The 15,595-nt window shown below is 38.4% G+C and carries 10 protein-coding genes; 5 read left to right on the top strand and 5 right to left on the bottom strand.

Annotation, left to right across the window (positions count from 1 at the left end):
* The first annotated feature begins 149 nt into the window (after positions 1–149).
* Positions 150–1,397: a hypothetical protein gene (locus PHO71_RS15155; protein ID WP_300204919.1), complete on the top strand. Its 1,248-nt coding sequence runs from the start codon at positions 150–152 to the stop codon at positions 1,395–1,397.
* A gap of 553 nt (positions 1,398–1,950) precedes the next feature.
* Here the strand turns inward: PHO71_RS15155 and PHO71_RS15150 are convergent.
* A complete protein-coding gene (locus tag PHO71_RS15150) occupies positions 1,951–3,408 on the bottom strand; it encodes a family 10 glycosylhydrolase (protein ID WP_300204917.1) in 1,458 nt (485 codons plus the stop codon).
* 107 nt (positions 3,409–3,515) lie between these two features.
* Between PHO71_RS15150 and PHO71_RS15145 the strand changes: the two genes are divergently transcribed.
* Genes PHO71_RS15145 through PHO71_RS15135 form a run of 3 tightly spaced genes read left to right on the top strand, consistent with a single transcriptional unit; the run spans position 3,516 to position 5,663 of the window.
* Complete coding sequence (locus PHO71_RS15145; protein ID WP_300204915.1) at positions 3,516–4,946, top strand: carbon starvation protein A; 1,431 nt, start codon at positions 3,516–3,518, stop codon at positions 4,944–4,946.
* Positions 4,943–5,173: a hypothetical protein gene (locus PHO71_RS15140; RefSeq protein ID WP_300204913.1), complete on the top strand. Its 231-nt coding sequence runs from the start codon at positions 4,943–4,945 to the stop codon at positions 5,171–5,173. The genes PHO71_RS15145 and PHO71_RS15140 overlap by 4 nt, the downstream gene beginning before the upstream one ends.
* Before the next feature lie 4 nt (positions 5,174–5,177).
* Complete coding sequence (locus tag PHO71_RS15135; RefSeq protein ID WP_300204911.1) at positions 5,178–5,663, top strand: outer membrane beta-barrel protein; 486 nt, start codon at positions 5,178–5,180, stop codon at positions 5,661–5,663.
* A gap of 82 nt (positions 5,664–5,745) precedes the next feature.
* Here the strand turns inward: PHO71_RS15135 and uvrA are convergent, their stop codons facing one another.
* A complete protein-coding gene (gene uvrA / locus PHO71_RS15130; protein ID WP_300204909.1) occupies positions 5,746–8,520 on the bottom strand; it encodes an excinuclease ABC subunit UvrA in 2,775 nt (924 codons plus the stop codon).
* Positions 8,521–8,614: 94 nt separating this feature from the next.
* Here uvrA and PHO71_RS15125 point away from each other — a divergent pair, with 94 nt between their 5' ends.
* The gene (locus PHO71_RS15125) at positions 8,615–10,123 is read left to right on the top strand and encodes a family 10 glycosylhydrolase (protein ID WP_300204907.1); all 1,509 of its coding nucleotides are present in this window, start codon (positions 8,615–8,617) and stop codon (positions 10,121–10,123) included.
* A gap of 85 nt (positions 10,124–10,208) precedes the next feature.
* On the opposite strand, the gene PHO71_RS15120 is transcribed toward PHO71_RS15125, so the two are convergent.
* From PHO71_RS15120 to PHO71_RS15110, 3 genes are read right to left on the bottom strand one after another with little or no spacing between them, the layout of a single operon-like run.
* Positions 10,209–10,757, bottom strand: a complete 549-nt coding sequence (locus PHO71_RS15120) for a chromate transporter (RefSeq protein WP_300204905.1) — start codon at positions 10,755–10,757, stop codon at positions 10,209–10,211.
* A gap of 32 nt (positions 10,758–10,789) precedes the next feature.
* On the bottom strand, positions 10,790–11,344 hold the full coding sequence (locus PHO71_RS15115; protein WP_300204903.1) for a chromate transporter: 555 nt from the start codon (positions 11,342–11,344) through the stop codon (positions 10,790–10,792).
* Positions 11,345–11,346: 2 nt separating this feature from the next.
* Positions 11,347–15,336: a two-component regulator propeller domain-containing protein gene (locus PHO71_RS15110; RefSeq protein WP_300204901.1), complete on the bottom strand. Its 3,990-nt coding sequence runs from the start codon at positions 15,334–15,336 to the stop codon at positions 11,347–11,349.
* Between the last annotated feature and the right edge of the window lie 259 nt (positions 15,337–15,595).

Genomic DNA, 15,595 nt, shown 5'->3' with positions numbered 1-15,595 from the left:
TTTTCGGATGGCAAATATACTGCTTTTTTTAGTCTTTGCAAAGTAGAGATAGCAAAAATGTGCTTTAGAGCATAAGTTTCTCTATATTGTGGGAGTTCCTGATTATTTCCTGTATATATTTGCAAAATAATGTTTTAATCACATTTGAAATGGAGAAAAAGTCACTTTATATCTTTAATCCCGAACATGATTTGGCAATGGCAAGTGGTGAAACAAATTATATGGCACCGGCTTCTGCTCGTCAGATGGCGGCTGATTTGGCTTTACTTCCTGTGTGGTATGCTGAAAAGGGGGCTAAAGTACTGGCTCCTTCCGCTTATAATATAGAGTTTTTGAAGAGTATGCAAGAGCTCTTGGGAAACTTTGTGGAGATAATGACAGAGCCGGAGATTGCCAATGAAAAAAATGTAGAGTTTTCTCCGTGGGGATGGGACCCGGCTCTAAGAAAGCGTTTGCTATCGTTGGGAGCGGATGAAGAACAACTTTTCTCAAAGGAATATTTGAGTGCTTTGAGGGATTATTCAAATCGTTCTCATGCGGTAGATTTACTTGCTCGGTTGCAATTGAGTGAGAACTTTTGTGGAAAGTCTTTTTATTTGCGAACAGAGAAAGAATGGAAGGCTTTTGTTGAAGAACGAGAGGCTTGCTTGTTGAAAGCACCACTTTCCGGAAGTGGCAAAGGGCTGAACTGGTGTAGAGGTGTATTTAGTCCTTTTATATTAGGGTGGTGTACTCGTGTTGCTGCCTCTCAGGGGGGAGTGGTTGGCGAACCTGTATATAATAAAGTGAGAGATTTTGCAATGGAATTTCACTCTAACGGGAAGGGAAAGGTTGTTTTTGCAGGTTATTCCATTTTTCATACGAGTAGTAACGGTATGTATGCAGGGAATGAACTACTGTCCGATAAAAAGATTTTGAAAAAGTTATCGGAATATGTGCCGGTGAGAGAATTACTTCGGTTACAAGGGCATTTGGAAGAAGAACTTTCCACTTTATTGGGTGGCTTCTATAAGGGTTACTTAGGGGTGGATATGATGATTTGTTATTTTTCGGATAAATCTCCTGTTTATCGGATTCATCCTTGTGTGGAAATTAATCTGAGAATGAATATGGGAGTGGTTGCTCATTTTTTGACTGATCGCTATCTGGCTCCTGAGGTGGAGGGCGTATTTCAAATAGCCTATTATCCTAAAGCGGGGTTGGCACTGGAAGAGCATCAAAGAAAGATGGCTACTTCCAATTTGTGTTTGCAAAACGGACGTCTCTGTTCTGGCTATTTGTCACTAGTGCCTGTCACTTCTCGAAGTCTGTATCGTGCTTGGATAGAAGTTACTGGCATTGTTTCTGGTGGGAAGCATAATACTCCACTTATGCGTAATACTGTTTCAGAATGGTGATAGCATTCTATTGCTATCACCATTCTGAAACAGTATCTAGGGATTCTAAAGACCTTTATTTCCCGATTCCTATGGAATGTGTATTTAGACTTATCGGCTGTCCTTCATGCATACTTTTCACAGTGATAGTCAGAAAACAAAGTGTTCTGTATATCGTAACAAAGTGTCTCACTCTATTGAACATTTTGTTACAAGCGCTTGAAACAAACAGAACTGCCATATCATCTTGCACACCTGTTACTATCTTATAAACAAATAATTATTCATTAATAAGAGGTGCAAGGTGGCAGATGTTTTTGCATTTTTAAACTTTATGAGAAGGAGACTGATGAAGATTATTATCACTTAGCTCATATTTACATGATTTTATGCTAAATGTAACCAAGAGAAGAATAAATGCTTCTTGACCTCTTTGACGAATTTGATCCCTTAATTCAAAAAATGCATAACCTATCGTGGTACTCAGAAGCAAGCAATGCAGTTCTCCGATAATCTGTAGTAAAGCAGAATATTCTTTCTATTCAATTATTAGTAAGACGGTGATGAGAAACACCTATTTTCTTCCTTGACTCGCCTTACTCTCATTGCCATACCGATCAATGGCTGTTACCGCAAAATACTTTTTAGCGCTCCAAGGTATGATAGGAGCGTAGATATAACTAGTCTCACGAATACTTTGCGCAACGATATTTTCCGGGTTGTTGATATCAACCGGATATTTGTCCGAAGCATAAATTACATACATCGGTTTATTCCGTTGATCATTATCTGTTGCCTCTTGCCAACTTAATTCAGTATACCCATTATTAATAGGAGAAACTTTCAGTTCCGAAGGAGTGGATGGGGGAACATTGTCCAACCATGGCATGGAAGGTTGCAAAGCCGGATAGGAGTAGAAGTTTTCAATCAGTTCATCGTAGAGTCCCTGTGTGTTATCCATTACATATTTTACACGGTAATGTGCTTCCCCAGCCATTCTCTGGCTTCGAATAAAATTGATTTGTCGGTCGATCTCATCACGGCTCCATGAACCTTCATCCGGATGAAGGAAATAAATGCCAAGCCCCGGAATCACTTGTCGTCCGTTACTTTGCTCTTGCCAATCGAGAGCGAAAGGATAAAAACTATTTCCCTGAAAATACATCATAGGATATATCTGATCCTGAATACCCTCCCCAAGCCAGCCTTGTGGATCTTGATAGACTGTGTGAAAAGCATTCCACCCCCGTGAAGAGTAACGTGATGTATCACGATACTTCCCAACCGGACAAGTACTTACCTTCACCCAGGGTTTCATTACTTTTACGCCTTTATATATATAACGTACAATCTCAGATATGTTATCCCGCCTCCATTGTTCCAAGCTACGACCTTGACCGTATCGCTTGAAATCATATTTATCGGGAAACAGAGGAGCGTATTCAGGATAACGTAGATAATCGAAGTGAACTCCGTCTACATCATAGTTGCCTACTACCTCCCGTACCAGTTTCATTAAATATTCTTTTGTAGCAGGATTTCCCGGATTCAGGAAATATTCGCTTTTATAGGGTACACAGATGTCTTTGTTCTGTTTGGTTACAGACTTTTTACCAAGAGAAGCGACATGTTTTTTATTACCTAATGGAATGGTTACCATCCAGGCATGGCACTCCATTCCCCGCTTGTGGCACTCCTCAACAGCGAAAGCTAGAGGGTCATATCCGGGATTACCTCCGATTTGTCCGGTCAGGATAGAATTGAAAGGCTCGATAGCCGAAGGATATAATACATCACCGCGCGTGCGTGTTTGAAATAAAATCGTATTGAAATTAGCCTCTTTCAACTTATCAAGAATATCTACCAGTTCTTCCTTTTGTTGGAGAATAGTCTGTGGATTTGTAGCCTTTGTGCGAGGCCAGTCCAAACCATATACTGCTGTAATCCATGCTGCGCGAACCTCAAATTTAGGTTGTGCCATGGTGGATATGAAAGGAAACAAAAGTAAAAGAATGAAAATAAATAGGTGCATATTCCTTATTTTTTGTCTTAAATCCCTGCAAAGTTAGTAAAAGTGTCGGTATTGTTGTGTGATTTCGTGAGATTATGTTACATTTGCGTCAGTTAAAATAACACGTCATGATTACATTTACTCTGTGCCTGCTAGCGTTGATAGTGGGCTATTTCACATACGGGCGTCTGATGGAACGTATTTTTGGTCCGGATGACCGTAAAACTCCCGCTCTTACTAAAGCCGATGGGGTGGATTATATTCCATTACCTACTTGGAAAATATTTATGATTCAATTTCTTAATATTGCTGGGTTAGGTCCGATTTTCGGCGCTATCATGGGAGCTAAATTTGGAATTTCTTCCTATTTATGGATTGTACTGGGGAGTATCTTTGCAGGTGCTGTTCATGACTATTTTGCAGGAATGTTGTCTTTACGTTATGGTGGTGAAAGTCTTCCTGAAATAATAGGTCGTTATTTGGGACTAACTACCAAACAGATTATGAGGGGATTTACAGTTCTTTTAATGATTTTAGTAGGTGCTGTTTTTGTAGCAGGTCCAGCTGGATTATTAGCCAAACTGACACCTGAGAGTCTGGATACTACGTTTTGGATCATAGTAGTCTTTATTTATTATATTTTAGCAACGTTGCTTCCAGTCGATAAAATTATTGGTAAAATCTATCCGATCTTTGCGATTGCTTTACTTTTTATGGCAGTTGGTATCTTGGTTATGCTTTATGTAAATCATCCGGCATTGCCCGAACTTTGGGACGGATTACAGAATACGAATCCGGAAGCAGACAAACTTCCTATTTTCCCGATTATGTTTGTTAGTATTGCCTGTGGCGCCATTTCCGGTTTCCATGCTACCCAAAGTCCGTTGATGGCACGTTGTATGACATCAGAGCATCATGGTCGCCCCATATTTTATGGAGCAATGATAACAGAGGGTATTGTGGCCTTGATCTGGGCTGCCGCTGCTACTTATTTTTTTCATGAGAACGGAATGGAAGAAGATAATGCATCTGTGATAGTAGACTCTATTACAAAAGGTTGGTTAGGAACGGTTGGAGGAATTCTTGCTATTTTAGGAGTAATTGCTGCGCCTATTACTTCGGGAGATACAGCATTTCGCTCTGCCCGTTTGATCGTGGCAGATTTTCTGGGTCTGGAACAAAAGAGTATGCGTCGTCGTTTGTATATATGTATCCCGATGTTTGCTGTAGCTATTGGATTGCTCTTATATAGTTTGCAGGATGCAAATGGATTTAATATGATATGGCGTTATTTTGCCTGGGCTAATCAGACATTAGCTGTATTTACGTTATGGGCTATAACGGTTTATCTTGCAGTATCGAAAAAAACCTATTGGATAACATTGATACCTGCTTTGTTTATGACTTGTGTTTGTTCTACTTATATATGTATTGCGCCCGAAGGTTTAGGACTTTCTCATATGCTTTCCTACTACATTGGCATAGGTTGTGTAGTGATTGCTATTGTTTGGTTCTTTGTTTGGCTTGGGCGCCAAAAGTCAGGGAAATTATCAGAATGAAGAAAATTAGAAAATCAACAAAGGTTGCATTAGCATTCCTTATTTATGTATCAGTAACGGCTGCTTATCTGTTGCCTCGTAATACGGAAGTTAGTCAGACAGAAAAATGGCTTACAGTGGTAGTATCTTATGTCATTGTATTCATTCTCTGGTTGGTGCTTCGTAAAAAAGAACAGATGCGCGATCGTCAGAATAAAGATGAACAATCTATTCACTCTAAAAAGTAAATTCATGAAGAAATTAGCTTTAGCTATCTGCTTGTTAGTGGTTTCAATGGCTGCTCAGGCACAGTTTGAAAAAGGAACTACGATTATTAATCCTTCTGTTTCCGGATTGGATTTTTCGTACAGTAAAAATGATAAGGCAAAATTTGGTGTTGGTGCACAGGTCGGTACATTTCTAGCTGACGGTATCGCATTGATGGTGAACCTGGGTGCCGACTGGTCAAAACCGGTGGATGAATATACTCTGGGTACAGGAATGCGTTTCTATTTTAATAAGACAGGTGTATATCTGGGTGGTGGACTTGATTGGAACCGTTTTCGTTGGAGTGGTGGGAACCATCAGACTGATTGGGGATTAGGCATAGAAGCAGGTTATGCTTTTTTTCTTTCCCGTACGGTAACAATTGAACCTGCCGTTTATTACAAATGGCGTTTTAATGACGGTGATATGTCTCGCTTTGGCATTAAAATAGGATTCGGATTCTACCTTTAAATGAAGAACTAAAAATGAAGAATGAAAAATTAACTGCGCCATTATGCTGCATAGTGATTCTTCATTCTTCATTTTTAGTTCCTTATTGATTCATTTTTTCTTTCAGAAACTGTCCGGTATAGCTTGCTCCGTATGCGGCAACTTCTTCTGGAGTGCCTACTACTACAATATTTCCTCCTTTATCACCACCTTCCGGTCCCAGATCAATTACATAATCCGCACATTTGATAACATCCATATTATGTTCAATGATTACAATACTGTGTCCGCGACGGATTAGAGCATCGAAAGCATCCAATAGTTTGCGAATATCGTGGAAATGCAATCCGGTAGTAGGTTCGTCAAATATAAACATAGTTGGATCAGCTTTTTCCTGGCTTAAATAAAATGCAAGTTTCACGCGTTGGTTTTCACCACCCGATAGAGTAGAGGAAGATTGTCCTAATTTGATATATCCCAACCCTACATCTTGCAAAGGAAGAAGCTTTTTAACAATCTTCTTTTGTTCATGTTCTGTAAAGAATTCGATAGCCTGATTTACAGTCATCTCTAATACATCATAAATACTCTTATCCTGAAATTTAACTTCCAGTGTGTCTGCTTTAAAACGCTTTCCATGGCAGGATTCGCACTCCAATACCAAGTCTGCCATAAATTGCATTTCTACTGTAATGGTTCCATCACCTTTACATTCTTCGCAACGTCCTCCCTCGTTGTTGAAACTGAAAAATCCCGCTGTATACCCCATTTGTTTAGCTAAAGGTTGTTCTGCCCATAGTTTACGTATTTCATCGTATGCTTTGAGATAAGTAACCGGATTTGAACGGGATGATTTGCCAATTGGATTCTGGTCCACAAATTCTATATTCTTCAAATCGCGTAAACTACCTCCTATAGATGAGAATTCTCCGGGGCGATCACTGCATTCGTCAAGTTCACGTTTTAGTGCCCGGTAAAAGATATCACGTACTAATGTACTTTTTCCTGAACCGGAAACACCTGTAACAACTGTCATCACATTTAATGGAAAACGTACATTGACCCCTTTCAGATTATTTTCACGTGCACCTTTCAACTCAATATAATTATTCCAGGGACGGCGATGCTTGGGAACAGGGATTTCTTCCTCTCCTAAAAGATAACGCACAGTGTAACTGTTGCTGTCTTTTTTTAGGTCTTTCATATCGCCTTGGTATACAACCTCTCCCCCTAAACGTCCGGCATTAGGACCAATATCGATAATATAATCGGCAGCACGAATAATTTCCTCATCATGTTCGACCACTACTACAGTATTTCCTAAACGTTGCAACTGACGTAAGACATGAATCAGTCGGTCCGTATCACGGCTATGTAGTCCTATACTGGGTTCATCGAGAATATAAAGGCTGCCAACAAGGCTACTTCCCAGTGAAGTTGCCAGATTAATTCGTTGGCTTTCTCCTCCCGATAGAGAATTACTAAGTCGGTTTAATGTCAGATAACCCAGTCCTACATCAATTAAAAAGTGGATACGGCTATTAATCTCAATCAGGATACGGCGTGCTACATTATTATCATGTTCATTTAATTCTAAGTGATCGAAAAACTGTTTTAATTCAGTAATTGGCAGATCTACTAATTCGGAGATATTCTTTTCACCTACCCGCACATATCCGGCTTCCGGTTTTAGACGTGTACCGTGACATTTTGGGCATAGTGTTTTACCCCGGTAACGTGCCAACATCACCCGATATTGTATCTTATATTGATTTTCTTCCAACATCTTGAAGAAATCATTGATACCGTGAAAATATCGATTCCCTTCCCAGAGGGTCTTGCGTTGTTCATCTGTCAGTTCGTAGTAAGGAGTGAAAATCGGGAAATTAAATTTGTCCGCATTATGAATCAGTTCCTCTTTCCATTCTCCCATTTTCTCACCGCGCCAACAAACGATAGCACCCTCATAAATGGATAAAGAGCGATCGGGAATGACCAAATGTTCGTCAATGCCGATAACCTTACCGAATCCTTCACATACCGGGCAAGCTCCGATTGGGGAGTTAAATGAAAACATCTGGTCATTAGGTTCTTCGAAAGTAATGCCATCCGCTTCAAATTTTGTACTGAAAGTATGCAGTTGGGTGGTTCCGTCGGGAAGATAGAAACGCAAAATACAAGTACCGTCACCTTCATACATTCCAGTTTCTGCAGAATCCGTCAGTCGGCTGATGGCATCCTTAGTATTAGATACAGCCATACGGTCTACTAAGAGGTAAACGTCATCACCTTTGGCAGGTGTATACTCGTCGATACGTTTCATTTCACCGTTTACTTCGATTCTGTTGAAACCTTGTTTCAGGTCAATCTCCAGTTGTTGTTGTAATGTACGGTTTTCGCGAAGGCGTATGGGAGTCAATACAGTATATCTCGCTCCTTCCGGATAGGATAGCATACAATTGACAATATCCTCAGTTGAGTGTTTCTTCACCTCTTGTCCGGTGACAGGGCTATAAGTCTTTCCCACCCGGGCATAAAGCAGACGTAAATATTCGTAGATTTCAGTTGAAGTACCTACGGTAGACCGTGGATTTCTACTATTTACTTTTTGTTCTATGGCAATTGCAGGAGGAATTCCTTTGATAAAATCACATTCAGGTTTACTCATTCGTCCCAAAAACTGACGTGCATAACTGCTAAGACTTTCTACGTATCGGCGTTGTCCTTCTGCGTAGAGGGTGTCAAAAGCGAGTGATGATTTGCCTGAACCTGACAACCCGGTGATAACGACAAGTTTGTTGCGGGGAATATCTACATCTATGTTCTTCAGATTATTAACCCGTGCTCCCTTGATTGAGATATATTTGTTTTCTGACATAAAATACTCCTTTTTTATGGTAGTCGGCAAAGTTAACGAATTTATCGGGAGTTTGTATTATCTTTGCGACACATTATTATGATTTAAGAACATTATGAATCTGAAAAACTATCTTTTCCTTTTTGCTCTTCTTCTGGCTGTAGGAGTAGAAGCACAAGTGCCTTCGGGTAATAAATATCCCAAACGAGAATTTCGTGCCGCATGGATACAGGCTGTAAACGGACAGTTTCGTGGTATTCCTACTGAGACATTGAAGCAGACATTGATTAGCCAGTTAAATTCTCTTCAGGGAGCGGGTATCAATGCAATCATCTTTCAGGTACGTCCGGAAGCCGATGCATTATATGCTTCTCAATATGAACCGTGGAGTCGTTTCCTGACAGGTACACAAGGACAGATGCCTTCTCCGATGTGGGACCCGATGCAGTTTATGATTGAAGAATGTCATAAGCGGAATATGGAGTTTCATGCCTGGATAAACCCTTATCGTACAAAGACTTCACTAAAGAACCAGCTAGCTCCCGCACATATATATAATGAACATCCTGAATGGTTTGTCACTTATGGCGACCAGCTGTTTTTTGATCCGGCACTTCCTGAAAGTCGTGAGTATATTTGTAAGATTATCACTGACATAGTATCTCGTTACGATGTAGATGCCATCCATATGGATGATTATTTCTATCCTTATCCGGCCAAAGGACTTGATTTTCCGGATGATGCAAGTTTTGCCCGCTATGGTGGTGGTTTTAGTAATAAAGCTGATTGGCGGAGAAGTAATGTCAATGTATTGATTAAAAAGATTCATGAGACAGTGCGTGAAATAAAACCATGGGTGAAATTCGGTGTGAGTCCGTTTGGTATTTACCGTAATCAGAAATCCGATCCTTTGGGTAGCAACACGAATGGATTACAAAATTATGATGACCTGTATGCAGATGTTCTTCTGTGGGCACGTGAAGGATGGATTGATTATAATATTCCACAGGTTTATTGGGAAATAGGTCATAAGGCGGCCGATTATGAAACATTGGTCAAATGGTGGGCAAAACACTCTGAAAATCGTCCGTTATTTATAGGCCAGTCAGTGATAAATACTGTACAAAATGCTGATCCTCAAAATCCTTCAATGAATCAGCTTCCGAGAAAAATGGCGTTGCAACGTGCTTATCAAACGATTGGTGGTAGTTGCCAATGGTATGCAGCGGCATTGGTAGATAATGTTGGTCAGTATCGGGATGCTTTAGTACAAGAGTATCATAAATATCCGGCTCTGATTCCTGTCTTTGATTTTATGGATGACAAAGCTCCGGGTAAAGTCCGTAAAGTGAAAAAAGTATGGACTGAAGATGGTTGTATACTTTTCTGGACAGCTCCAAAAGCAGATGCAGAAATGGATAAAGCAATTCAATATGTGGTTTATCGTTTTGGATCAAAAGAAAAGGTAGATATTGAAGACCCTTCACATATAGTAGCTATTACCCGTAGTCCTTTCTATAAACTTCCATACGATGATGGAAAAACAAAGTATCGTTATGTAGTAACAGCCTTGGATCGTCTTCATAACGAATCAAAATCTGTAAGCAAGAAAATAAAACTGTAACAAAAATAGTTTATTGAGAAACTGAAAATGAAGAATTGGCTATACTTTTAATTGTACAGCCAATTCTTTATTTTTAGTATTTCATTTAATAAAGTAGTAATCCTGCTATCCCACAAGCAATAATCATCAAAATAGGGTTGGCCTTATACTTTCTGGTCCCGATGAAAGCAACCAAAAAGATAATGATACTGATTACAAACGAGTAAGTGTCCTTTGTTGGCGAACCAAAATTCTCTGCATTCATTAATACAAGAGCAGCCGAAGCCAGTAGACCAACCACTGCCGGGCGTAAACCATTGAAGATAGATTCTACTACCGGATGCTTCTGATATTTTAGAAAAAATTTACTGATTGTCAGCATGAGGATAAATGAAGGGAGTACTACGGCAAAAGTAGCAATGACAGATCCCCAAACACTTCCTGTAGAAGTAAATCCTATATAAGTAGCTGCATTGATTCCGATAGGACCCGGAGTCATTTGGCTGATAGCAACAATATCCGTAAATTCTTGCGAACTTATCCATTCATAGCGCGTTACTACTTCTCCTTGAATCATGGAAAGCATAGCATAGCCTCCTCCAAAACCAAAAAGTCCGATTTTAAAAAATGTATAGAATAATTGAATATATATCATGCTTTGAATTACAAATTAGTTGTTTTAACAATCTATATTTTGGACTTATCTTTAGGTAAGTTGAATTTTCCCCAAAGAAAACCTCCTAAGCCGGCAGCAATAATTATCCAGATAGGAGAGAACCCTAACAACCAGATCAGTAATGCTGATACGACAGGAATCCACAAATTGTAACGGTTGATTTTTGCTGATCTTCCCATAGTAAAAGTCGGTGCGGCAATCAAAGCCACTACAGCAGGACGGATCCCTTTAAAAATACGTTCTACAATCGAATTATCTTTGAAACTATGGAAGAATAAGGCGATGGTCAAAATAATAATAAATGAAGGTAAAATTGTTCCCAAAGCCGTGACAATGCTTCCACGAATACCGCGTAGCTTATATCCGATAAATATTGAAATATTTACTGCTAAGATTCCCGGAGCTGACTGAGATATTGCCAATAAATCAATAAAGTCGTCCTGAGTTATCCACTTTCGCTTAGTTACAATCTCATTCTCAATAAGCGGCACCATCGCATACCCTCCTCCAATGGTAAAGGCGCCTATTTTAAAAAAAATTCCAAATGATTCAATATAAATGTTCATTCTTAAGATACTCCTCCTTCCTTGTCCGCGTCCTCTCTTTTGCCATATTGGCTGGGACTTACATTATAACGCTTTTTAAATACTTCACGGAAATATTTCACGTCGCTAAAACCTACCATTTCAGATATTTCAGTAACATTATATTTTCCTTCTTTTAGCAATTGAGCAGCTCGCTTCAACCGAATCAGTTTTATAAAGTCAGCCGGTGCCTGATCGGTGAGTGCTCTGAGTTTATTGTAGAAACTAGTACGGCTCATACCAACAAGATTACAAAGCACATCTACCGTGAGACCGGAGTTATCAATGTTATTTTCTACATGCTTTCTGACATTGGCTAAGAATTTCCAATCAATATCTTTCGTGCAGTTAATGTTATTTTCTTCCTCCTCATCCATCTCCAAATTTCCATATTTATTTCGCAAAAGAGCACGATTCACTAATAAATTAGCAACTGTTGCTTTTAGTATTCCAATATTGAATGGTTTGACAATATATTCATCCGCACCGATTCTTAACCCTGACAAAATATCTTTTTCATTATTCAGTGCAGTTAATAATATAATTGGAATATGTGATGTTTCAATATTATTTTTAATAGTATTGCACAACTCATCTCCTCGCATTTCGGGCATCATGATATCAGAAATCACCAGTTCCGGTTTATATTCCGGTATAATCGTTAGTGCTTCTTTGCCATTGGAACAAGTCTGTATAGTATAATCCTCTGATAACGTTTGTAGCAGATAATTACGCAACTCATCATTGTCCTCAACAATTAAAATGCGCTGATGATCGGGATTTTGCTTCTTTTGTATGCTCTCATAAATTCCAACAGGAGGAGTATTTGTATTTACTGTTTCCTTTTGGCATTTATTTGAAAGAGCTAAGTGTGCCTTTCTGAAACGTTTGCTATCCTTCGGGAAAGAAACCTTGATAACCGATCCTTGGTTTTCTACGCTTGATAAGTTTATCTTACCTTTATGTAACTTGACTAATTTCCATACAAGCATCAGCCCAATACCACTTCCGGTAATCTTTGAATTGATGGCATTGCTTCCTCTGAAGTGGAGTCTGAACAAGTTCTTTTGTTCGTTAGCGGGAATACCAATTCCGGTATCACGCACTTCCACACTCCAAAATTCATCATTTTCAGATACGAAAATCTGTACACAACCATTCTCTGGAGTATATTTCAGTGCATTTGAAATAATATTCTTTAAGATAGACTCCATTTTTTCTTTATCGAACCATGCATTCAGATACCGGAAATTACTTTCATACGTGAATTTGATATGTTTGATATTGGCATAAGGTTGGAAAGCATTGAATATGTCATTCATATATGTATTCAACTCGTGTTCGGAAATATATAGTTCCGAAGAGTATACATCTGCTCTTTCGAAATTAATGAGGTTCGTTGTCAGTCGCAATAAAGCATTTACATTTCGTAAAGCAGTGTTCATATTCATGACTCCCTCTTTGCTTAACTGTTCTTTTTCACGTACATCCTCCATCGGTGCTTTGATCAGAGTTAGCGGAGTTCGAATATCATGTGCCGTATTGATAAAGAATTGTATCTTGTCATCGGAAGCTTTTCGTTGCTTTCTTAGAATCAGGATACGCAATGTGATAGTAGCTATACCGATTATAGCGATAGTATAAATCAATATTGCCCAAAATGTTAGCCAGAAAGGTTGGTCGATAACAATATCCATTTGCCGTTCTCCAAGTACAATTCTCTTGTCCTCATTAGAGACTGCACGTATCCGAAGTTTATATTCTCCGGGAGCTAGATTTGTGTAACGGATAATATTTTCAGTCCCGGGTTTACTCCATTCGTCATAGAATCCTTCTAACTTCCATGAGTAAAGAATATTAGAAGGGTAATCATAATTAATGGAAGAAACCATTAGTGAAAAAATGTTCTGGTTATACTTCAACTGTAGCTTTTTAGTCAGGTTGATATCTGCTTTCAGTGGAGAGTCTTTATCTCCCGGATAAATTGTTTGATAAAACAGCTTGAAGTCACTTAGAATCATTTTAGAAGAATAAGTTCTGGGTATCTTCATTTCTCTGCTAAATTCAACAGCTCCATCTACACTTCCCAAAATGAATTTATTATTTTTGCGCAGTATACCGGACAAAGGATTAAAATGCGTAGTCATCAGTCCCATCTCTCTAGTCCAGTTGTGAAAAGTTTTTTGTTTGGGATAGAAACTCGTCAGACCGTTTTCAGTAGCTAGCAATATATCTTCGTCTTCGTCTGATAATATTGTATAGATATTGTTAGAAATCAAAGCGCAGTTCTCTGTATAATAATGGCTAAAGAGTTTCTTGTCCGGATCATAAATCAACAATCCTGAGCCACTTGTTCCTATATACAAAGAACCGTTTTTAGTTTGATACAATGAATAAATATAAGTTGATTCTACCGGAAGTTGAATGCACTTGAATTTACCGGATTCTTTGTTTAAAAGATAAAGTCCGTTTGCACTACCTATCCACATCTCTTTCTCGTTTCTCTCAGTAATAGTAGTAATAGAGTTGAGTCCGTGATAGAGGCATATTTCTTTGGTATGAATATTAATACGTTTCAGGTTGTGGTATCCTCCTGCCCAGATGTATCCCTCTGAATCTTTATAGATATCACGCATATATTTATCTGGTCGAATGTTCTCATGCGAATACGAAGAAGGAGTAAAGAATTTTGTATTCAAGGTCTTTTTATTAATTTCATAGATACCCGACGAATAGCCTGCTGCCCAGATAATGCCGGGGCTGACTTCACATAAAGTTGTGAAAATATGATTTTTACTTTTCTGTGCTGCTTCATAAGAACTTAGAAAGGAACTCCATTTGCCAGTTTCGGAATCCAATAGACTTATTCCGTTGTTCGTTCCAAACCATAGATCGCCATCGCTATCTTCAATGATTGCATTTACCTGATCGTTGATTATAGATTGTTTATTACCGATAGAATGCTTGATCCATTTGTAACTGGAAAAGCGATTATTCCTAACGGTGATTCCTATGGGATAGTTGGCCATCCAAATACGTTCTTCATCATCAATGTAAATATCATTAATACTATTGCCATTTATGTTATTGTTACTATTATAATCAGCAATAATATATGGTTCAGTTTTGTAATTATCAACATTCAATTTATAAACACCTCCACCATCTGTAGCTATTAGTATCTCCTTATTGTTGAAAGGTTTAATCTTTGAGATACTGACATCGGTCAGACTATACTGTGGTTGTATGGTCATTTTTGATTCCATATCATACACCATGATTCCCCGCTGGAAAGTGCCAATAAATAACTTTCGGATTTTTGGGTCGAAATATAAATCATTAGTTTGAATGCCGATATTGTCCAATTTATCACAAGGAAGAAGTTCCAAGGTGTTGTTTTCTAATTTGGCATGATGAAGCCCCATTTCCGTACCGATGAAAAAATGAGTTTTATCAATTTGTTCGATGTCGGTAATTGCTTCGTTTAGTTTGTTTTCGACTTGGATAACTTCTTGGGTTAATGTGTTGTAAATAAAAATAATATTCTCATTACACAACCAGATATTATTGTTATCATCAAGCCAACTGTAGCTGATAGGGCACGGTAAATTTCCATATTCTTCTTCCGGTAATCGGTAGACACATTCAAACTTGTCATGAATATGGTCATAGTAGAATATTCTTCCTTTCTTTCCGATTTCCCAAAGAATACCTTTTGTGTCAATATATAACCAATTAATATTTAGTAAAGAATTTAGTTCTACGCCGTTATCCATTAATTTATATTGTTTGAACTCTTTTCCATTGTATCGGTCTATTCCTTCGTGAGTGAGGAACCACATATAACCGATTTTATCTTTTTGAATGCAATATACCCGTCGGTTGCTCATTCCATCTTCTACTCCAAGATATTGATAGGTTTGAGCCATGCAGATTATAGGACACAATAATAAAAGGAAAAGCCATTTTTTCATATAAATAGGACTTTTAGAGGTTATTGAATCTTTGTCTGAAGGGGAAAGTGTCACAAAATTAAAAAGTTTTTCCGATAATACCAAATTTTGAGATAAGATTACGTAGCTCTTGTAGTAAAAGGATTTTCATATTTTGTGACAAATTGTATATACTGTGTAATTATAGATGTTAAGTTGTAAAATACGAGCAGGAGAAGGAAAGGAATTTGAAAAAGAAAGGCTGTCACTCGATAAAGAGCGACAGCCTTTGTCTGTTTAT

The organism is Bacteroides sp., assembly GCF_028690125.1.
Classification (GTDB): Bacteria; Bacteroidota; Bacteroidia; order Bacteroidales; family Bacteroidaceae; genus Bacteroides.
Note: the sequence above shows the minus strand (reverse complement) of the source record. Positions and strands in the feature narration are given on the sequence as shown.

Bases quoted from the DNA above. Each gene is read 5' to 3' on its own strand.
- PHO71_RS15155 (WP_300204919.1), top strand. From the start codon at position 150: ATGGAGAAAAAGTCACTTTATATCTTTAATCCCGAACATGATTTGGCA.
- PHO71_RS15150 (WP_300204917.1), bottom strand. From the start codon at position 3,408: ATGCACCTATTTATTTTCATTCTTTTACTTTTGTTTCCTTTCATATCC.
- PHO71_RS15145 (WP_300204915.1), top strand. From the start codon at position 3,516: ATGATTACATTTACTCTGTGCCTGCTAGCGTTGATAGTGGGCTATTTC.
- PHO71_RS15140 (WP_300204913.1), top strand. From the start codon at position 4,943: ATGAAGAAAATTAGAAAATCAACAAAGGTTGCATTAGCATTCCTTATT.
- PHO71_RS15135 (WP_300204911.1), top strand. From the start codon at position 5,178: ATGAAGAAATTAGCTTTAGCTATCTGCTTGTTAGTGGTTTCAATGGCT.
- uvrA (WP_300204909.1), bottom strand. From the start codon at position 8,520: ATGTCAGAAAACAAATATATCTCAATCAAGGGAGCACGGGTTAATAAT.
- PHO71_RS15125 (WP_300204907.1), top strand. From the start codon at position 8,615: ATGAATCTGAAAAACTATCTTTTCCTTTTTGCTCTTCTTCTGGCTGTA.
- PHO71_RS15120 (WP_300204905.1), bottom strand. From the start codon at position 10,757: ATGATATATATTCAATTATTCTATACATTTTTTAAAATCGGACTTTTT.
- PHO71_RS15115 (WP_300204903.1), bottom strand. From the start codon at position 11,344: ATGAACATTTATATTGAATCATTTGGAATTTTTTTTAAAATAGGCGCC.
- PHO71_RS15110 (WP_300204901.1), bottom strand. From the start codon at position 15,336: ATGAAAAAATGGCTTTTCCTTTTATTATTGTGTCCTATAATCTGCATG.